At 49.8% G+C, this 20814-nt stretch carries 19 protein-coding genes; 2 read left to right on the top strand and 17 right to left on the bottom strand.

Going from position 1 to position 20814, the window contains the following annotated elements; translation table 11 throughout:
* Positions 1–6 precede the first annotated feature (6 nt).
* Positions 7–849 carry a CheR family methyltransferase gene (locus tag FIM25_RS01915; RefSeq protein ID WP_139445650.1) on the bottom strand — a complete coding sequence of 281 codons (843 nt, stop codon included), beginning with the start codon at positions 847–849 and terminating at the stop codon, positions 7–9.
* 480 nt (positions 850–1329) lie between these two features.
* Positions 1330–2349, bottom strand: coding sequence for a GGDEF domain-containing protein (locus FIM25_RS01910; RefSeq protein ID WP_139445647.1), 1020 nt, complete (start codon positions 2347–2349; stop codon positions 1330–1332).
* 352 nt (positions 2350–2701) lie between these two features.
* Here FIM25_RS01910 and FIM25_RS01905 point away from each other — a divergent pair, with 352 nt between their 5' ends.
* On the top strand, positions 2702–3379 hold the full coding sequence (locus tag FIM25_RS01905; protein ID WP_246051959.1) for a zinc ribbon domain-containing protein: 678 nt from the start codon (positions 2702–2704) through the stop codon (positions 3377–3379).
* 110 nt (positions 3380–3489) lie between these two features.
* Here the strand turns inward: FIM25_RS01905 and FIM25_RS01900 are convergent, their stop codons facing one another.
* The 15 genes from FIM25_RS01900 to aprB form a co-directional block, all read right to left on the bottom strand.
* Positions 3490–4014: a type I restriction enzyme HsdR N-terminal domain-containing protein gene (locus FIM25_RS01900; RefSeq protein WP_139445644.1), complete on the bottom strand. Its 525-nt coding sequence runs from the start codon at positions 4012–4014 to the stop codon at positions 3490–3492.
* Between the two features lie 15 nt (positions 4015–4029).
* A complete protein-coding gene (gene gpmI / locus FIM25_RS01895; RefSeq protein ID WP_139445640.1) occupies positions 4030–5583 on the bottom strand; it encodes a 2,3-bisphosphoglycerate-independent phosphoglycerate mutase in 1554 nt (517 codons plus the stop codon).
* Positions 5576–6046, bottom strand: a complete 471-nt coding sequence (rsfS, locus tag FIM25_RS01890) for a ribosome silencing factor (protein WP_139445638.1) — start codon at positions 6044–6046, stop codon at positions 5576–5578. The genes gpmI and rsfS overlap by 8 nt, the downstream gene beginning before the upstream one ends.
* Positions 6039–6683, bottom strand: coding sequence for a nicotinate-nucleotide adenylyltransferase (gene nadD / locus FIM25_RS01885; protein WP_139445635.1), 645 nt, complete (start codon positions 6681–6683; stop codon positions 6039–6041). Before nadD ends, rsfS begins: the two co-directional genes overlap by 8 nt.
* Positions 6683–7939 (bottom strand): glutamate-5-semialdehyde dehydrogenase, encoded by a 1257-nt coding sequence (locus tag FIM25_RS01880; RefSeq protein ID WP_139445736.1) that lies wholly within the window; start codon positions 7937–7939, stop codon positions 6683–6685. Before FIM25_RS01880 ends, nadD begins: the two co-directional genes overlap by 1 nt.
* A gap of 27 nt (positions 7940–7966) precedes the next feature.
* Positions 7967–9103, bottom strand: a complete 1137-nt coding sequence (gene proB, locus FIM25_RS01875) for a glutamate 5-kinase (protein ID WP_139445631.1) — start codon at positions 9101–9103, stop codon at positions 7967–7969.
* Positions 9093–10097 (bottom strand): GTPase ObgE, encoded by a 1005-nt coding sequence (obgE, locus tag FIM25_RS01870; RefSeq protein WP_139445627.1) that lies wholly within the window; start codon positions 10095–10097, stop codon positions 9093–9095. The genes proB and obgE overlap by 11 nt, the downstream gene beginning before the upstream one ends.
* Positions 10094–10348: a 50S ribosomal protein L27 gene (gene rpmA / locus FIM25_RS01865; protein WP_139445624.1), complete on the bottom strand. Its 255-nt coding sequence runs from the start codon at positions 10346–10348 to the stop codon at positions 10094–10096. The genes obgE and rpmA overlap by 4 nt, the downstream gene beginning before the upstream one ends.
* Positions 10349–10396: 48 nt before the next feature.
* Positions 10397–10711 (bottom strand): 50S ribosomal protein L21, encoded by a 315-nt coding sequence (gene rplU, locus FIM25_RS01860; protein WP_139445621.1) that lies wholly within the window; start codon positions 10709–10711, stop codon positions 10397–10399.
* A gap of 18 nt (positions 10712–10729) precedes the next feature.
* The gene (locus tag FIM25_RS01855) at positions 10730–11503 is read right to left on the bottom strand and encodes a hypothetical protein (protein ID WP_139445619.1); all 774 of its coding nucleotides are present in this window, start codon (positions 11501–11503) and stop codon (positions 10730–10732) included.
* 310 nt (positions 11504–11813) lie between these two features.
* On the bottom strand, positions 11814–12995 hold the full coding sequence (qmoC, locus tag FIM25_RS01850) for a quinone-interacting membrane-bound oxidoreductase complex subunit QmoC (RefSeq protein ID WP_139445616.1): 1182 nt from the start codon (positions 12993–12995) through the stop codon (positions 11814–11816).
* 47 nt (positions 12996–13042) lie between these two features.
* Positions 13043–15379: an FAD-dependent oxidoreductase gene (locus FIM25_RS01845; protein ID WP_139445613.1), complete on the bottom strand. Its 2337-nt coding sequence runs from the start codon at positions 15377–15379 to the stop codon at positions 13043–13045.
* A 12-nt stretch (positions 15380–15391) separates the two neighbouring features.
* Complete coding sequence (locus tag FIM25_RS01840) at positions 15392–16660, bottom strand: CoB--CoM heterodisulfide reductase iron-sulfur subunit A family protein (RefSeq protein WP_139445610.1); 1269 nt, start codon at positions 16658–16660, stop codon at positions 15392–15394.
* A 254-nt stretch (positions 16661–16914) separates the two neighbouring features.
* The gene (gene aprA, locus FIM25_RS01835) at positions 16915–18891 is read right to left on the bottom strand and encodes an adenylyl-sulfate reductase subunit alpha (RefSeq protein WP_139445607.1); all 1977 of its coding nucleotides are present in this window, start codon (positions 18889–18891) and stop codon (positions 16915–16917) included.
* A 70-nt stretch (positions 18892–18961) separates the two neighbouring features.
* On the bottom strand, positions 18962–19411 hold the full coding sequence (gene aprB, locus FIM25_RS01830; protein WP_139445604.1) for an adenylyl-sulfate reductase subunit beta: 450 nt from the start codon (positions 19409–19411) through the stop codon (positions 18962–18964).
* Positions 19412–20065: 654 nt separating this feature from the next.
* Between aprB and FIM25_RS01825 the strand changes: the two genes are divergently transcribed.
* Entirely contained in the window at positions 20066–20806 is a 741-nt protein-coding gene (locus FIM25_RS01825) for a YkgJ family cysteine cluster protein (RefSeq protein WP_139445600.1), read from the top strand.
* Positions 20807–20814 lie beyond the last annotated feature (8 nt).

The raw sequence follows: 20814 nt of genomic DNA, 5'->3' as shown, positions 1-20814 counted from the left end.
AAAGACTCAGCTTTTAAGGTAAATGGTCGGTTGGACATAGCGGAAACGATGCTCTATACCCATCAGGCTTTCGGAATGACCGATAAAGAGATACCCCCCCTGCCTAAGTGACTGATGAAATTTTCCCACAAGAACTTCCTGAGTAGGCTTATCAAAGTAAATCATCACATTGCGACAGAATATGACATCAAAACGGACACCTGCAGGAAACGGGTCCATAAGATTGAAACGGCGGAAAGTAATCATACTGCGGATTTCAGGATTCACCCGCACCTGCCCCTGCCTTTTTCCCCTTCCCTTAAGAAAATAACGCTTGAGAAGATCCTGCGGGAGCCCTGCCACCCTGGCACTGGGATAAATACCCGACTGAGCCGTATCCAGAACACGGGTGGAAAGATCCGTCGCCAGAATTTTCACCTTCAGGCCGGAGGATGCCCCCAGTGCTTCTGAAAGACATATTCCCAGCGTATACGGCTCTTCTCCGGTGGAACAACCAGCGCTCCAAATATTCAGCTCCCGTCGGCTCTCCCGTTTCATCTGAGCAGTAATGCTTTCCAAAGCCTCTTTTTCAAGAAAATCAAAATGCCGTTTTTCCCGAAAAAAGCTGGTGAGGTTGGTGGAAATGGCATCCAGCATCAGAATCAGCTCATCTTCACCGTCCGGTGACTGAAGGTATTTTAGGTATTGGGAGAAACCGGAAAAGTGCAGTTCTCTGAGACGCTTGGAAAGACGGGAGCGCACCAGTTCCTTTTTTCCATCATGCAGAGAAATTCCGCATTTTTCATACACAAGACGGCTGAAAAAACTGAAATCTCTATCACTCAAATCAAACGAAGGAATACCAGACATAATGCCCCATTATTAGGTGGCGGGAGAGCCGGAAATCCAGAACCCGATTTTTCAAGGCAAACCCCGTAACAGAGTAAGGAAGATATCCGACAAAAACACAAGGTTTACAAACATAATAAAAAAACGCAGAAATTATGAGAGAATAAGAACCAGACCTTACTATAAGCCGGATTCTGGATCAAAGATGATAGTCATTAAAATATTTTTATGCTGAAATTGCAAGTCCGCCACCAAAAATAAAAACGCCTTCCTCAAAGGAAAGGCGTTACTCAACCCGGAAAAGACATTCACCATGCTCCTGTTAAGCCTCAATGACAGCCTTAGATGGCTTCCTTACGGAACAGGTACGACACATATTTACTATGGTTTTTTATCTGTATTTCTTTATCACCAGCAATTCTATTCACAGGCAAGATCATTATAGCCTGAAAATCTGCGCTATATCCACACCCAGATCACAGGCCCGGTCTGCCTGAAAACCTAAAATGCAACACAGTTGCGGCCCTGATTCTTGGCACGGTATAAAATGGTGTCAGCCTCTGCCACCAAATTGTCACTGCCCATTGCCGCATCCGCCTCAGCCACGCCAAAGCTGGCCGTAACCTGTAACTTAAGGCCATCCCCTGCATCAACCTGAAGCCCTTCAATGGCAATGCGGAGACGTTCTGCCAGATCAGCAGCCTTTTCTCCATCGGTCTCGGGAAGAAGAAGGGCAAACTCTTCTCCACCATAACGGCAGAGCAGATCTCCTGTGCGGATTTTCCGGCGAACCTCCATGGCAACGTTTCTTAATACGGCATCCCCTGCCAGGTGTCCGTAGGTGTCATTCACAGCCTTGAAATGATCGAGATCAAAAAAAACCAGAGCAAAATCCTTCCCATGACGCTTCACTGCGGCCAGATGGCGCTCCAGCTGACGATCAAATTCCCTGCGATTATAGCATCCTGTCAAGGCATCTTCAGAAACTGCTCCCTGCAGACTTCGAATACGGACATGATTGATCAAAGATACCCTCAGCCCTGCAAGAAGACTTTCCAGAATATCATTGTGGTGAGAAAGCATTCTGCGTCCCGTAGCAAGATAAAGGTGGGCCGTGAAACTGGATTCTTTAAAACTCCGGACTTCCATATCATCTCTGGAAATGGACCTCTGCTCCACGGCTTCTTCAATATTACCCATAAAGCGGATATTCATCCCGGGATCAAGTCCGAGATCTTCGGTCACAATACGGGAAAAGGCATCCCGGAACATGGTAGGATCAATCCATACATCCACACCGGTTTCATCCCGTATCACAAAGGCAAAGAGACGATAATTAAGCATCTCTGACAGGCAGTGAGAAACTTCGGCCAGCAGACCGTCCAGATCCTCTTTTTCCTGCATGGCCAGCAGATGCTCATTCAAAAGACGATAGTCCTTATTCTGAACCCACCCCAGCATCCGCCCTAAGGCCTTCATGCTGTTTTTTACTGTCATCTGGGAAACGGGATGGATTTTCATATGGCCTCCTTAGTCTTGCAGCTGTAAATAAATCAAACTTGGAAATTCACACATGCAAATGAAATGCCATATTAAAAAACCTTGAATTAAAGGCCATCACAAATAAAAAATGGCTTTCAGAATCATGCCAGAGCGTCGTTTTCCCGACGAGCGTCAAGAAACAGACATCACAGTATCTTGATTTTTGCAGCAGCAATGTCTTTCACACCTGACCACCCTGCACGGACACGAATCCTGACGGGAGAGTTCATATGGTGTATTCAATTGACAGATAAAAAATGCGTCCTATTATGGAGCATATTTTATGGTGGTATATTCAAACCATCAAAACCAGCAAGAAAGAAGGATATTCATGGAAACCAGAGAAGAATTTCTAGCGCAGATGATGGAACAGGCCAAACCCCTCTGCCCCCACTGCGGAAAAGAAATGAACATATGGGAAGTGCCTCCCTACACCTTCAGTGACGGCCTTGGGTGGGGATCTCCCTATGTCTATGTATGTTTTAATGACCTCTGCCCTGCATTTACCGAAGGCTGGGGAGAAATTGAAGCAAATTTTGGCCATAAATCCTCCTACCGCTGCCTGCGCTATCCCTTTGAGGACCGTTTTGAACTAATGACCGTTTTCGGCAGAGAGGGCGGTACCGAAGGACTTATCACACAAAACTCCCTGGATGAGCAGGAACAGCTTAAAGAAGCCATAAAAACAGGTTTTTCCATTCTGGCAGACTGCTATGTGAATCAGGATATCATTAAAATTGTATCCATGCTTTCGGACCACAATGAGCCTGTTAGGGTACGGTTTAAAGCCGTTGAAATGCTGGGGGATATCTGTGACACCGACGAAGTCATTGAGCCCATGCGAAACATATCTCCCTACAACGAAAAAATGAAAGAAGCCATTCAGGAAGCCATAGAAAAAATACACAAACGCTGCTTTACAAGGGAATGCCCCTTCTGCATGGAAATCATCAAAAGAAGGGCCAACACCTGCAAGCACTGCGGCAAGGACGTTGACCCTGTAGTATAAGAGTTTCGGAATTTTAAGAACAAAAGCTAATAAAAAATATGAAGGGCCGCATTCCATAAGGGAAACGGCCCTTTATTTTTGAACGTATATATTTTCAGATTTCCATATCCTCAGCCTGTATGACGCTGCACATTCACATTCAGGGAATCATAGGTACGGAACACAAGACCCTGACGCAGCTTCCTGTCTTCGGGAAGAGGTGTAAGGGTATTTGAATTTTTCCATGCAACAAGCTCATCAAAGGAGGGGAGAAAAGAAAGACCTTCGCCAATTTTTTTACCTGATATGCCATCATGCACCAGGGCTGTAACACCATCGGAAACCGCTGCAAAGGGGATCTGATGGGAAGAACACATGATGCGGGCCGCAGCCACTGCCTCACGCACCCTGGAATCCAGAGAAGCAGCAGCACATTTGATCACTGCAAGGGGAAGCCCATCCACGGACAGAACAAGATCCAGCTCCGTTTCATAGACTTCACCATCAAGATCCAGTGCAAGGGGATAATCAACGGCTATAGATCCTTTGGGATATCCCTTGGTATTCACCAGATACTTTTCCACAAACTGCCTGTTTTCCTCAGCGCCCACATTGGGAACTTCTCTTCCTGTTACATAATCACAAAGGGTGTCCATGGTGCTCTCCTTCTATCACCTGCCTGCAAGCGTCTCCGGCTTTCCTATGCGGCTTGTCCCTGTCATGGCAGCGGGAATCCCAAGTCCCATGATCTCCAGCACCGTAGGTGCCACATCCCCGAGACGCCCCGGAAGCAGTCGGCAGTTTTTCAGCTTCTCATCCACCAGCAGCAGGGGAACGGGATTACATGTATGGGCAGTATGCACCTTTCCCTCAGCATCCTGCATCTGCTCGGCATTGCCGTGATCCGCAGTTATAACCACAGGGACATTATTTTGACGCATGATCTCCACAATGCGGCCCACATTCCGGTCCACTGCCTCACAGGCCCTGCATGCGGCATCCATCTTTCCCGTATGACCCACCATATCCATGTTGGCAAAATTCAGAACCATCAGGGCATAACTGCCGGAATAAAATTTTTCCAGAAAAGTATCCGCCACAAGATCGGCACTCATCTCAGGCTTTTCATCATAGGTTTCCACATCCCGTGGCGAAGGAACCAGTACCCTTTCCTCTCCGGGAAAGGCCCTTTCTTCCCCACCATTGAAAAAATAGGTGACATGGGCATATTTTTCCGTTTCAGCAATGCGCAGCTGAGAAAAATCTGCCGCACTGACCACCTCACCCAGAAGATCGGTCAAAACCTGGGGACCAAAGGCAACCTTGAGATCAAAGGAGGCATCGTAACGGGTCATGCAGACCCAGTCCACTTCAGGCATGCTTTTACGGGTAAAGGTATCAAGGTCTCTGTCACTGAAGGCACGGGTGATCTGGCGGGCACGGTCTGCACGGAAATTGAAAAAAACCACAAGATCTCCATTGCGGATCAGCCCCTCCTGTACTTTACCTATTTTCACAGGCTCCAGAAACTCATCCGTCACCCCTGAGGCATAGGCCCCTTCCACGGCGGCAACAGCGTCCTGTCTGAGACTGCCCTCGCCCTGGGTATAAAGGTCAAAGGCACGGCTGGTACGCTCCCAGCGGGTATCCCTGTCCATGGCATAAAAACGCCCACAGAGGGTGGAAACAAAAACCTGCGGCATGGGTGCTATGAAATCCATCAGATCTTTAAGATAAGCAGATCCTGCCATGGGAGGAGTATCTCTGCCATCAAGGATGGGATGCAGGGCAATCTTAGACAGCCCCCTTTTTCCTGCCATGGAAATCAGGGCTTTGAGATGGGAGATTCTGGAATGCACACCCCCATCGGAAAGCAGTCCCATGAAATGACAGGTGGCACCTCTGTCTCTGGCCGCATCCATGGCACCCGTCAGCACAGGATTCCCATAAAAAGTCTGATCCTCTATGGATCTGTCGATGCGAAGGAGATCCTGATAAACAATACGCCCGGCTCCAAGGTTCAGATGCCCCACTTCGGAATTGCCCATAATGCCTTCGGGCAGCCCCACATCAGGCCCGCTGCAGGCAAGGGTGGTGACCGGAAACTCTCCCATGAGGCTTTCCAGCACAGGTGTGCAGGAAGACCGTACGGCATTACCCGGACCCGCATCCGCAACACCCCATCCATCAAGGATCATAAGAAGACAAGGCCTAACCTCAGGCATCCTCTTCCCCTTCATCATCCAAGGCAGGAGCCTCATCATCTTCCCATTCCCAGAAGACTTCCTGCTCTGCCTCGGGATCCGGAGTCTCCAGTGCTTTTTCCGCCATGCTGGCAATGAGTTCTTCGGCAAAGCGGGGGGCATCTGCCCAGAGACCTTCCAGATCATAAAAAGAACGCACAGGCTCATGGAAAATATGAATCACAACATCTCCATAATCCATGAGCACCCATTGACCCTCTTCCACCCCATCTATGCCCAGAGGCTTGATATGAACCTCTTTGAGCTTTCGTCTCATGTGATCTGCCACGGCCCTTGCCTGGCGCGTGGAATTCACGCTCATCACAAGAAAGGTATCGGCATAGGAGACAAGGTTTCCCAGATCCATGGCGACTATATTTTCGGCTTTACGGGCACAGGCCGCTTCAAGAAAAGGAATCAGACTTTTTTCACTATCTTCATACATGGGCATACAATCCTCGGTTTCGGATATAGGCATCAACCCTGTCCGGAACCAAACCGGTGACGGGTAGCCCTTCAGAAATCCTCAGACGGATCTCCGTTGCGCTCACCGTAAAAGGGCTGACGGAAATCCTGCGGATCTCCGGTCGGCCGGAACAAAAAAAACGGTTTTCCTCGCAGCTATATTCCGGCAAAATCCTTTCCAGAATACCCGGCGGGGTATCGGGCCTTGTCATGACCCAGAATGAAATCAGAGAAAGAAGTTCTTCCCAGCCATGCCAGCTCCGAATGCCTGCCATGGCATCCATACCCAGAAGAAAGCAGAAATCCTGCTCCGGATTTTCCTGCTGAAGTATTCTGACCGTATCCAGGGTATAGGAAGGGCCTTTGCGGCAAAGCTCCAGATCCGTTACCTTCAGACCAGGCTCCCCTTCAAGGGCCAGAGAAACCATATGGAGACGATCCTCAGCGGAGGCCAGATCCTTATTAGAGAACTTCCATGGAGGAACCCCAGCAGGCACAAAAAGCACCCGATCCAGCCCCCCTTTTTCCATAACCTCATGGGCAATACGAATATGTCCCATATGGATCGGGTTAAAGGTTCCGCCGAATATGGCTGTCTTCTCCCGTACTGCAGGCATCAGGCACGGACCTGCCCGTCTCCGAATACCACAAATTTTTCCGTGGTCAGCTCCACAAGTCCCATGGGACCATAGGCATGGAGCTTGGATGTTGAAATACCGATTTCAGCGCCCAGCCCCAGCTCCCCACCATCATTAAATCGGGTGGAAGCGTTTACCATTACAGCCGAAGCATCCACCTCCCGGATAAAGCGCCAGGCCCGGCTCCAGTTTTCTGTGATAATGCTTTCCGTGTGACCTGAATTATAAAGACTTATATGATCCATGGCATCATCCAGAGAATCCACCACCTTCACGGCAAGGATCAGATCCAGATATTCCGCTGGCCAGTCCCCTTCCGTCGCAGGCTCTGTATTTTTTACCAAAGTACAGGTTCTCGGGCAGCCCCGCAGAAGAACACCTGCTCCTTCAAGGGCCTCAGCTACCATAGGCAGAAAGGAGTCCGCTATCTTTTCATGCACAAGAAGAGTCTCAAGGGCATTGCATACACCGGGCCGCTGACACTTGGCGTTCAATATAATGGCCAGTGCCTTTTCCATATCCGCATCCACATCCACGTATATATGGCAAACCCCTTTATAATGTTTTAAAACCGGGATTCTGGAGTTTTCCGTCACAAAACGGATCAAACCCTCACCACCACGGGGAATGACAAGGTCTATGGATTCTTCCTGCTGCAACAGAAAAGGCAGAGCCTCCCTGTCCGTCATGGGAAGCACCTGAACCGCCTCGGCAGGAAGACCTGCCCCTTCAAGGGCTGCCTGCACCGTTTTTGCAAGGGCCATATTGGAATGAAAAGCCTCGGAACCACCCCTGAGAATAACGGCATTACCGGCTTTCAGGCAGAGGGCTGCAGCATCCACGGTCACATTGGGCCGGGATTCATAGATCATGGCAATGACACCCAGGGGAATACGCATTTTCCCCACCTGTATGCCACTGGGCCGCAAACGGACATCTCCCATGGTTCCTACGGGGTCAGGCAGCTGCGCCACTTCCCGGACACCCTGAATCATGGCATCCATGACCTTGTCCGAAAGGGTCAGCCGGTCCACCATGGCTACAGAAAGCCCCCGTGCTCTGGCAGCCTCCACATCTTTGAGATTTTCCTTCTGAATAGCATCCCTGCCTGAAGCAAGATGTTCAGCAAGTAGTTCTAAGGCCCGGTTTTTTACAGCTGTACCGGCTGCTGCTGTTTTTCTGGACGCTTTTCTGGCTTTCAGCGCCATATCCTGAATGATTTTTTCCATTAATATATCCTTCACCCATAGAATACTTCAGGGTTATTTTTCATCGGATGTAATGGCCAGATTATCCCGGTGCACCACCTCGTCATAGGGTTTGTATCCCAACGCCCCACGGATCTGTGCCGTTTTCAGGCCCATGATTTTTCTGACATCGGCGGAGGCATAATTGCAGAGCCCTACTCCGATCACATCCCCCTCCGTATCCATCAGGCGTACGGGAGCTCCCATGGAAAACTCACCCTCAACTCCCACAATGCCACCTGGCAGCAGACTTTTCCCACGCCTGAGTACGGCATCAGAAGCACCACTATCCAGCACAAGGTTTCCCTTGGGCTTGAGATTAAAGGCGATCCAGCACTTTCTGCTCCGAAGTTTTACAGTTCCTGGAACAAAAAAGGTACCCAGATCTTTACCCTTAAAAAGATCCGTAAGAACCTCAGGCCGGGTTCCCCTTGCAATCACCATGGGAATACCCGCCACCATGGTTTTTTTGGCAGCCCGGAGCTTACTTCCCATACCGCCTGTACCCAGGGCACCGGGAATATCACCTGCCAGCGCTTCAATTTTTTTCGTAATGGATCTGACTTCGGGAATGAGTTCGGCATCGCTGCTGGTTCTGGGATCCTTGGTGAAAAGCCCATCCATATCCGTTAAGTTGATCAGGATATCCGCATCCATAAGCAGGGTAATCATTGCGGAAAGATTGTCGTTATCCCCGAACTTGATCTCTTCAACGGCAACAGTATCGTTTTCATTAATGATGGGAAGAACACCCCAGTCGATGAGGGTATTTAGGGTATTTCTGGCGTTGAGGAAACGCCTGCGGTTGGAAAGATCTTCCTGGGTCAGCAGCACCTGAGCCACGGATTTGCCAAAGGTTTCAAAAACCTGCTCATACTCCATGATGAGGCCTGCCTGACCTACGGCTGCAGTGGCCTGGCGCTTTGGAATTTCAACGGGCCTTGAGGTAAGCTCCAGACGCCGCATCCCTGCAGCCATGGCACCGGAAGAAACGAGAATCACTTCACGCCCCCCTTGCATCAGCCCATGGATCTGCTGACTGATGGAGCGTAAAACTTCAACATTCAAACCACGGGAAGCGGTCAGGACATTACTGCCCACCTTGACCACAACCCGCCTGGCCTTTGCAAAGCATTGGGATCTATCCGTCATCTTCGCTGTTAATCTCTCGGGTCAGAAGCTCAAGAAAGGTATCCAGATTTTTACCTGTGGCTGCAGAAATCCCCACAACCCTGTATGGAGAAAAAAGGTCTTTGAAACGAAGAGCCTTTTCCCGGGCCTCCGGTATATCCATTTTATTGAGCACCACAAGCTGCGGCTTTTCGGCAAGCTTTTCACTGTAAAGCTTCAGCTCACGATTTATGGTTTCAAAAGCATGCAGAGGATTTTCCTCATCCATCTCCATGGCATCAATCACATGGACAAGTATACGGGTTCTCTCCACATGACGCAGAAAACGATGCCCCAACCCCACACCCTCATGGGCACCTTCTATGAGTCCCGGAATATCAGCCACCACAAAGGGCTCTCCCCAAGGGGGATTCACAACGCCGAGATTGGGCACAAGGGTAGTAAAGGGATAGTCCGCCACCTTGGGTTTTGCTGCGGAAATGGCCCTGATCAGAGTGCTTTTACCTGCATTGGGAAATCCTATGATTCCAACATCAGCTATAAGTTTCAGCTCAAGGCGCAGAAAAAGGTATTCCCCTTCCGTGCCTGGCTGGGCAAAGCGGGGAGCCTGATGGGTTGATGTCATGAAGTGACGGTTTCCCTTACCGCCCCTGCCACCTCTGGCAAGAAGGAAGGTCCCGTCATGGGTGTCCAGATCACAGATCCGCTCACCGGTTTCATTGTTCCAGACCACGGTACCCGTGGGCACCTCAAGGACCAGATCCTGCCCCCTGCGGCCGGAACAGTTGGACCCTTCTCCGGGCCGTCCCCGTTCCGCAGCATGGTGTTCCCTGTGGCGGAAACGGTAAAGCGTCCGTTTAGCATCGGACGCTTTCAGAATCACATCACCACCGTCTCCCCCGTCCCCGCCATCGGGGCCTCCCTTGGGAATAAACTTCTCCCTGCGAAAACTCACACAGCCACGACCGCCGTGGCCGGATTCAACGGTAATTTCTGCTTCATCTACAAATTTCACGCTTGGTATACGCTGACTTTCTTCCGGTCACGACCGTAGCGTTCAAAGGTCACCCTTCCGTCTGCCTTGGCAAACAAGGTGTAATCTTTGCCCATACCCACGTTCTCACCAGGATAAACTTTTGTTCCAACCTGACGGACGATAATGTTTCCCGCCTTCACAAGCTCACCGCCAAAGCGTTTTACGCCCCTGCGCTGAGCATTACTGTCACGACCGTTCCGGGTAGATCCGGCTGCCTTCTTATGTGCCATCTGACATGCTCCTTATCATCTTCAAAGAGATTCACGCAAAATTTTTGATCAGGCTTCAATGCGGTTAATACGCAGTGAGGTATAGGGCTGACGATGCCCCTGCATCCTGCGGTAACGCTTTCTCCGCTTATACTTGAAAACCAGCACTTTTTTGGCTTTATCCTGCTCCACGATGGTGGCGTGAACCGCTGCACCTTCAAGGATGGGCTGACCGATTTTCAGTGCATCCTCAATCCTGGCAAGCAGAACAGAATCCAGCACGACTTCGGTACCAACCTCTCCGGCAATTTTCTCAACCCTGAGGGTTTCCCCTTCAACTACCTTGTACTGCTTGCCGCCCGTTGCAACCACAGCATACGTCATGGGTGTATCTCCTTCATATTATAATGCATTCAAGACCTTTTTAACTTCACTTACTACTGTCCGTTTTTCCTTCAAACCCTCTTTCGGCTGCCTCCCTGGGGCCGGCGGTGCCACAGCGGATGGCTCCGAAAAATTCCTGGGTAACAGAACAGCACCCGCCGCATCATCTTCTGCGAACGGCAGACATTGCAATACCTCGGCCTTATACTGGTATTCCAATGCCTTTATTTTAAGCCTGTAGCCAAGAATCATCCACAGAATCCCGGCTGCAGTGCCACAAATCACAAGGAGGATACCCACCACCCTGAATACATCCAGAAAGGCAGTACCCGCATGATCCAGAAAAAACAGAATCTCATCCATACGATACAGCGCCCCTGCCGCAAGCCCCAGAAAAAGCATCATAAAAAGAAAAGGGATCTGCAAAAGGGTGTGCAACCATCCGGGGCTTTCCCCGGAAGCCGACTTTGACTTCAGGGATTCCTCACCGAAAAGAAAAAGATTAAAAGCACTTACCACAATACCCAAAAGAAAGGTCATGGCAAGGGGGGCAAGAAAAGCAAAAAGAAGATAGGTTTTCCATGGAAAGGGCTGGGTTCCATGCTCCTGCCGCCCTTCCCCCAGAAGCCCCAGCTGAAACATCCAGCAAGCTATAAAAATAGCCACCTCAATAAACATGACCAGATAAACAAACTTCTTGAAAAAAACCTTGACCTCATCCTTTGAAAAAAGACGGGCCATACCGGAAAAGCTCTGTTTTGATCGATATTTTCTTACATGATCATCGTCCATTTTCCCATCCCAAAAGGCTGGATTTCACATAAAAAACACCGGGTATCTATACGCCATCCCGGAGATGGGGTCAATCCTTCATTTTAATAAGACCCAAAAAGCCACAGAATTTCAAAGCCATGCAATGGACAGATGTTTTGTTAAAGCCACATGAACCCCAGACCTGCCCGGTGACATGTCAGCATCAGCGGAGAAAAAAACATGAACCCAACAGGGTTTCCGTACAGAAAAGCGGCGGTCCGAACCATGCCGGACCACCGCTTTTTTAATACCTGAACCACTTTTTTAACAAAAGTGGTAATTTATACATTTACTTCCGTCCGCTGTATGCCTGATATCCCATGGCAGCCGTCCGGTAAACCAGATGGGCCATCTTGGAAAAGGGAAGATAGGCAAAGAGATGAAAAATGGCAATGAGGTGGATGTAATAGGAAAGATAGCTCAGGAAAGCCACGCCCCCCAGACGGAACATCTGGGTAAACATCCCCGTCACGGCAACAACCATTATCACGCCCAGAATATACCAGTCTTTATAGGCGGATTTCTGATCCTTTCTGGCCAGACGGTTTTTCATCATCAGTGCAATACCAATGATCAGGGCCACACCGGAAACATTAGCCACCCACTTGATGGGGTTAAGCTGGCTGTAGGGCGTTGCCTGATGCAGAAAGTAAACACCGATGAAAACAAGACCCGTTACAATGGCAAGGCCAATGAAGGAGAAAAGCACCATCATATGGGCCGTTGCCCGCTCACGGTTCTCACCGCACTCGGAAAACTTCCTGTGCTTGCCGATGGTGGGCAGTATCTGCCAGATGGACTTTGCATATTCCACCCAGTCCAGATCCGTCCTTCTGGTTTTTCCTTCAAGGATGGCATTGGCGTGCATGTCCGCCACAAAGCGTTTTAAACCCAGACCAAAAACAATCACAACAGCCAGAGCAAGAGGAACAAAAACAATATCCACAAACCAGCTGGAGATAAAGTTGGAAGCAGCAATGCCCGGAACGGGAAGACCATCATGGGTATGATACCACATTTCTCCGCCAAAGATCTTTGCAAAAAACCCATGACCAAATACCGTCAGGAAAGCAAAGAAAGCAAAAATAGCAGCGGGAACAGCCGTCAGAATACCAAGCTTGCTACGGTCATTCACCATCTTTCCAATGAACTTAGGCTGGGCATACTCGCTAATGGCATAGGAACGGATAGCTCCCAGCACATCACCGGGTGCAGCGCCCCTCGGGCACATGGTGCTGCAATCTCCGCACTGGTGGCAAAGCCAGATATCAGAACTGCCAACCAGTTTATCCTTCAAGCCCCAGGAAGCAGCTATCATTTCCTTTCTGGGAAAAGGCTTTTCCTCCGGGGATATGGGACAGGCTACGGAACAGGTGGCACACTGAAAGCACTTTTTCAGGGTATCCCCGCCGAGGCCCACCACCTCGTTGATAAAGCCTAAATCCGGCTCTACCATATATTTCTGTGTCATCGACCTACCTCCTCAGAATTAAGATTGGGCAATTTGGGTTAAATGTATCAGAAGCCCTTGAAGGGGTTCGGACCCATTTCTTCAACTCTTGCCACAAACTTGTTTATCAGCTCCGGTGCCTTGTCATACTCATCAATGGCAATCTCGAACTGGGCAATGCGCTCATCTTCAAGACCAAGACTTGTGAGGGTATCCCCCATCTTGCTTGAACGCACATCCATCAGCTCGGAACCCTTGATAAAGTGACACTGATAGTCGTCACCATGTTTGCATCCCATCATGAATACGCCGTCCATACCCTGGGAAAGGGCATCTTTAATCCAGATGACGTTGACGGAACCCAGGCAGCGTACCGGAATAATACGCACATCCGCATGATAGGAAAGGCGATTCATAGCAGCCATATCCAGAGCCGGATATGCGTCATTTTCACAGACAAAACCCAGAATACGCATGGGAGGCTCATCAAAGTCCATATCCGAAGGAACCCAGACACTTTTTACCATGGAACCAACGGAATCAATGGAGTAGTCTGCAAAACCGATGATGCGTTCAGGGCAGGCACCCATACAGGTACCACAGCGGCGGCAACGGGTGGGATTGGGCTTGGGCGTACCGCGCTCATCATCATCCAGGGCACCAAAGGGACACTCTTCCGTACAACGCTTGCACTGGGTACAGCGCTGGAAGAAAAAGTCCGGGAAGGTCATGTCGCCGGAACGGGGGTGGACTGCCATACCGCGGTTGGAAGACTCCACGCACTGGATGGCCTTGAGGGCAGCACCCGTTGCATCTTCCATAGACTCTTCAATGGTCTGGCTTCTCCTGATGGCACCTGCGGCATACACACCGGTACGCTGGGTTTCATAGGGAAAGCAGATGAAGTTGGAGTCAGCATATCCGTCAAAGGATTTAATTTCCCGGAAACCGGGACCCTGACGATAGGCAAGGTTAACAACAGGATCATCTTTGGTAGCAGGAACCATACCAGCGGCAAGCACCACAAGGTCGGCTTTTATCTGAATTTCTTCACCCAGAAGGGTATTGGCGGCTGTGACCACAAGGCCATCGGCAGCACTTTCCACAGCAGTCACTTCTCCCTTGGTCATAAAGACGCCGGGATCCTGCTGCATGGATTTATAGAAATTCTCCTGAAGACCGGGGGTGCGCATGTGCTGGTAGATCACATAGGCCTTACCATCGGCATAGTCTTCCCGGACATATTTGGCCTGCTTAAGGGCCACCATGGAGGTGACGGAACCGCAGTAATCAAAGTCAGTATCATCCCCATCCTTACCGGGACTCTGGACAAAGACCACATTCTTGGCAGGACGCCCGTCTGAAGGACGAACCACCTTGCCTTCTTTGGCCATCATTTCAAACTGATGGTTGGTGATGACATCTGCATTACCCACTCCCAGATGTGCAAAGGCATCGGCATCCAGTTCCGCAGGACGCCAGCCCGCAGCAAGAATAACGGCTCCGTACTTGGTGCCATTGGGATCAAACTGCAGAACATCGGCACGACCCTCATTGATTTTTACATAAATCTCACGGATCTGATCCACATCCAGGGCCTTGCCGTTTTCATCGTAACGCTGGGCTTCGGGAACGGCCAGAGGCACGTCAAATTCAATTTTTTCACCGGGCTTTTTAAAGGTCACGGTGAAATCACCGGGCTGACCCGCAATACGGGCAACTACGGTTCCCGTTTTCACATCAATTTTAGAAGATGCTTCCACGGCCTTGATCTGATCACTTGCAACGGGCGGAATCAGAGACTCAAAGGGCATCTGTACGGGCATCTGCTTACGCATTTTTGCCGCATAACCACCCAGCACATCATCTTTTTCCACAATGGTCACTTCGTAACCGGCAGCAGCCGCATCCAGGGCAGCACCCATGCCTGTTACACCACCACCTATGACCAGAATCTTCTTGGAGAAGTTTTCCAGCTGATAGGGCTCAGGAATGGCAATCTTTTCTATGCGGGCCATTCCCATACGGATGTAGTCATCCGCCATCTGCTGAATACGGTCCAGAAAATACTCATCGGCCTTTTCATCGTCTGTGACAGGCCCGGGGAATTCTTCCCGCTTATGGCTCCAGACAACCCCTTCACGGAGATTCACCCTATCCACCACACAACCGTCAAACTTGAAAATATCAAAATTGACCCTGCGGGAGCAGGCGGCAATGGCCAGAGCATTAGTACCTTCAGCAATATCCGCCTTGATCAGCTTCAGACCTTCCTCGCCACAGAGGCAGGGATGATTTTTACAGTCAAAGCGTTTTTCTGCGGCAACAGCCTCAAGTTTTTCCACATTCAGCATTTCACCGATACCGCATCCGGTACAGATGTATACGCCATATTTCTTCTGCATGATGTCTCCCTCCTACCGCTTCACCAGGGTTTGAATCGCCTTGAGCGCCATACCCGTTGCATTCTGGTTGCTGGAGACCACGTCCGCCGGCTTGTTGGCACAGCCACAGGCGAACTGACCACCCCTGGTATAATCATTCACAATGAAGCCATCTTCGGTGAATACCAGATCCGCCTTGGGTTTCGCACCCGCCAGACTGGGCTCCATGCCCGTGGCAAGTACGGCCATATCCACAGCGCGGCTGCTTTTCTCACCGGTCACGGCATTCTCAGCGGTGACAAGAATTTTGCCGTCCTCTTCAGCCACTTCCGCTACCTTGCCCTTGATGAAAAAGACCTTGGGATCATCTTTTAGCATCTTGTAAAACTTCTCATAACGATAGCCGGGAGCCCGCAGATCAATATAATAGATGTAGACTTCCGCATCGGGATACTGGCTGCGGAGATAGGTGGCATGCTTGAGGGAAGCCATGCAGCAGATATAAGAGCAGTAGGACAGGTGATTTTCATCCCTTGAGCCTGCACACTGAACAAAGGCAACTGTCTCGGGAGCCTTTCCGTCGGAAGGACGGACAATCTTGCCTTCCGTAGGACCGTTTTTAGACGCCATGCGCTCCAGCATCATGTTTGTGATGATGTCGGGGTAACGGCCAAAACCGAGATTATCAATTTTTGCAGCATCATAGGGCTGCCAGCCCGTGGCCCATACAACGGAACCTACCATCAGGTTCAGGGTTTTCGGCTGCATGGCAAGGTCCACGGCACCATACTTACAGGCTTCCGCCGCCTTGGCTGCATCATCGGTTCCGATGATTTCCGGCGCTATTACATAGCGCTGGGGAAAAGCCATACCATGGGGAAGATAAGCTCCCTTGGTTTTGGACATGCCAAAATCAAAGGCATTATCAATTTCCGATGCGCAGGCTGTGCCGCATTCTCCACAGCAGGTACAGTTTTCATTGACATAGCGGGGGTTCACCTTGACCTGAACGGAATAAGCACCGGGCGTACCGGTTACGCTTTCCACCTCAGCAAGGGTCAGAACCTTGATACGGGCATTGTCACGAATTCTTTTGTAATTGATTTCAAGGCCACAGGTCGGTGGACAGAGTTTCGGAAAATACTGATTCAGCTGAGCTACACGTCCGCCCAGTGAAGCTGTTTTTTCCACAATGTACACGTCATAGCCGACTTCGGCGGCTTCGAGGGCCGTGGTAAGACCGCTGATCCCCCCCCCGACTACCAAAATGCTGCCAGCAGGGGCTGATTGTTCCAACGTCATGCTTTCCCTCCGTGATTTATTCGATCCCAGAAATAATCTCTAACAGTGGCACGGGCGAACAGGCTGCCTGCCATGCTCAGTGCCCACATATCCCAAGGCTTCATTTTTATGCCTGAAGCCCTCGGATAATTGGGCACATACCCGAAAAAACCACAAAACCCTTATAAAGGGGATGTTAACAAAAACCTCCTGGCCCCGGGATTCCGGAGACCAGGAGGCAAGTACTATCCGACTACATCACAGATAAAACGTGATTACATCGGGATGATGCGGTGATAAGGAACTTTCTTCATGCTCCACTCTTTGGTTTCTTTATTGTACGTGGAGTTAACAAAGCAGAACCAGTTCTCATCGTCCTGACCCATGAAGTCTGTTCTGTAGTAGAAGCCGGGGAAACGGGTTTCCTTACGGAACATGATGTGGCGTGTATGGGCTTCTACCGTATAAATACGGTGGAAGATTTCCCAGCAGCGCATCAGTTCGTGAAGGTCACCAGCCGCCAGATGCTCACAGTCTTCGTGCATCATCTGGAAGAGTTCCATCAGGGTCTCAAGAGAAGACTGATTGAGGCAGTAGTAAGATCCAACACCACCACCATACTCGTTGGTGGCTTTCATCAGACGCATGGTCATACCCGCAGGCTTGCAGAATTTGGGGTTGACGTCTTTGTCTGTGGAATAATCTTTGTGTGCAAACCAGGTTTTAACGGGCTTCCATACAAGATCTGCTGCTTCCTGAGGTGTCATTTCTGGCTCAGGCTTATAATCAGCATGGTTCTTAACCCATTTTACCATCATCTTGGCAGCAATACGGCCTTCAGCATGGGAACCGGAAGAGAACTTGTGACCGGAGCAGCCAATGCCATCGGCAGCGGTAAAGAGACCTTTAACGGTGGTCATCTGGTTGTAGATAACACCATTGTCGCCCCACTTGTAATCTTCGGGAACCCAGTCTTCGTTGGGACCAGAAACCCAGATACCGCAGCAGCCGGAGTGGGAACCAAGAAGGTAGGGTTCTGTGGGCAGAATTTCAGAATCTTTTTTCTCAGGTTCGGTGTTGGTGGCGCACCACAGGTTAGCCTGACCACAGGTCATATCCAGGAAGTCTTCCCATGCTTCTGCTTCCAGATGCTTGAGTTCCTTCTTGTCCATGGTTTCACCAAGCTTCTGAAGAGCCTTGGAGGTAACCATCATGATGGGACCACGACCGTTCCTCACTTCGTTCATCAGAAGGTGGTTACGCAGACAGGTAGGAGTAATGGGCGCAGTACCGTAAGGAGCGTACTTGGCCAGCTCGTCCTTGGCATCCTGGGAAGCTGCATAGTTTTCACCAAGAGAGTTTTCAAGATGGGCTTTGAACAGAAGGAACCATGCACCAACAGGACCGTAACCGTCCTTGAAACGGGCAGGCGTGAAGCGGTTTTCCATCATGGAAAGCTCAGCACCGGCACGAAGAGCCATGGTATAGGTGGAGCCGGCATTCCATACGGGATACCATGCACGTCCTTTACCTTCACCTACGGAGCGGGGCTGATAGATGTTTACAGCGCCACCACAGGCAACCAGCATGGTGTTGCACTTGATGTAGTATACCTTGTTCTCACGGGTGGAGAAACCAACGGCACCGGCAATGCGAGTGGGATCATTCTTGTCACGGAGCAGTTCAACGATGAATACGCGCTCAAGAATGTTTTCTTCGCCAAGGGCTTTTTTAGCAGCTTCAGCAACGATGCGCTTATAGGACTCACCGTTGATCATGATCTGCCATTTACCGGTACGTACGGGCTTGGCACCATCCTTCAGAAGACCGATTTTAAGACCTTTTTTACCATCAAGGTTCTTGTTTTCGGCATCTTTTTTCCAGATGGGCAGACCCCACTCCTCGAACAGATGAACGGAGTCATCCACGTGGCGGCCCAGGTTGAAGATAAGGTCTTCACGAACAATACCCATAAGGTCGTTACGGACCATGCGCACATAGTCATCAACCTTATTATCACCAATATAGGTATTGATGGCGGAAAGACCCTGTGCAACGGCACCGGAGCGCTCCAGAGCCGCCTTGTCCACCAGAAGAATACTGGTGTTATCATCGGCCCATTTTTTAATTTCAAAAGCAGCACCGCAGTTAGCCATGCCACCACCAACGAGAAGGATATCAACTTCTTTCTCGATGATCTCAGGATTTTCAACGCATTTCAGTTCGCCCGCGGGCTGATTCGGCAATGCCATTGTATAGCCTCCCTAAACGATTCTAGTTAAGGAATGATGTTTAAATACGATAACCCCAGTCTTTTTCAGATCAGGATTTCCATACAGGAGGTGCTTCTGGAGCAGCCTGCTTGAATCCGGTTTCCTCTTCCGTGAACAGGAATTCAGAATCAAGATCCTTGCCCTTGGCACCTTCGTATGCATTGGCAGTACCTTCAGCAGTAGTCCGGATGGGGAACTTGAAGCGCTTCACAACGCCGTTCCGGAACTTACAGGTCCACATAATGTCTTCGGTACCCATCATGGGGACAAGATCGGAACCCATGGGAACGAAGTCAGAATAGCCGCGAACGCCAATGGCCTGGTTCGGGCAAATTTTGATACAGGAGAAACACTCCCAGCATGCATCCGGCTCCTGGTTGTAGGCCTTCATGGCGTTGGGATCCAGCACCATAAGGTCATTGGGGCAGATGTACATGCAAGCAGTTTTCTCTCCGCCTTTGCATCCGTCACATTTTTCTGCGATTACAAAGCTTGGCATTTACAATACCTCCCTAAGTTGTACGTTGAACCAAACTCCTAACGATAAACAATCCGGCCGGCACACATACCATACCGGAGACCAAAAACCTTTATTATACCCTATGCAGCCCAGAAACAATCCGGGAGGAATATACGGAAAAAAATCCGACTATCATCCCTGACCATCAATGAGCAGAACATCAGCACACATCATAAAGAACACCATTTCCGATAAAAAACCGGAAAGCAATCATATTCCCTGCAAAGTACTGTAAAAATAAGACTCAAAATACTTTTTGCTTTTATATCAATAAGATACATCAAGACCAATTGAATTGCGAAGTTAACACCTGTAAAGTAGATTTGTCAAGCAAATTCTCCATGAGGGTTTCCTCATCCCCTTAAAAGACAAAAAAATATGCAGAAAAACACAATATGTGCAACATAGACAATAAGGTGAAACAATATACAGGAGTCAGCCAGCAACAAAAGAAACATTGTTCCCATAGCAAACGAGCGGTCAAAGAATACTGCCGGAAAATCTGACCACAGCCCTGACATCTCCCTGATTAGTTTTGCGATATTTTTTTTGTCTTGGCGAAACAGGTTTAAGCGTCGTACAAAGATTGTTTGAATTTTACTTTTTATTAAACATAACCATAAGGCTTTTAAAATGAATGAAAACTCCAGCGGCAGCCTGCAGCCCATCGCTCCTGACCAGCTCCTGTGTTTTGACTGCCACGCAGGACAGCCCTGCTTCAACCAGTGCTGCCGTGACATAAGCCAGTTTCTCTATCCATATGACATTCTCCGCCTCAAAAAAAATCTCAATATAAAGACGTCTGATTTCCTTGCAAGCTACTGCACCATCCATGACGGAGAAAGCAGCGGCCTTCCGGTTGTTTCCCTCAAGCTGGACGAGTCCAATCAACATGCCTGCCCCTTTCTTGGGGAAAATGGCTGCTGCGTATACGAAGACCGCCCGGCAGCCTGCAGAATATTCCCCCTTGCACGGGGGCTGGTGCGTGACAGGGCAACAGGAAGCCTTCAGGCCCACTATGCCCGTATTCCTGACCCTGTGTGCAAAGGCTTTGAATCCAAAAAAAACAATACACTCAAAGAATGGATTGCAAGCCAGGAAATGGAAATCTATGACAGAATGAATGATGCCATGATGCCCCTGATCAGCCTGAAAAACCGGCTGATGCCCGGTGCTCTCCAGCCGGAGCAGAGACATATTTTCATACTGGGCTGCTACAACCTCGATGACTTCCGCAAGGCAGTCTATGAAAGCGGAGAGCTGCAGGGAATTTTCCCGCATCAGCGGCTGACTGGCGCAGAAAACAGCGAGGAAGAACTCCTGCTGCTAGCCATGGACTGGGTCCGCCACCGCCTCTTTGGCACAGCTCTTTAATACCACTT

The organism is Desulfobotulus mexicanus, from assembly GCF_006175995.1.
Lineage (GTDB): Bacteria > Desulfobacterota > Desulfobacteria > Desulfobacterales > ASO4-4 > Desulfobotulus > Desulfobotulus mexicanus.
The sequence above is the reverse complement of the archived record's forward strand: the minus strand, read 5'-3'. Positions and strand labels throughout refer to the sequence as shown.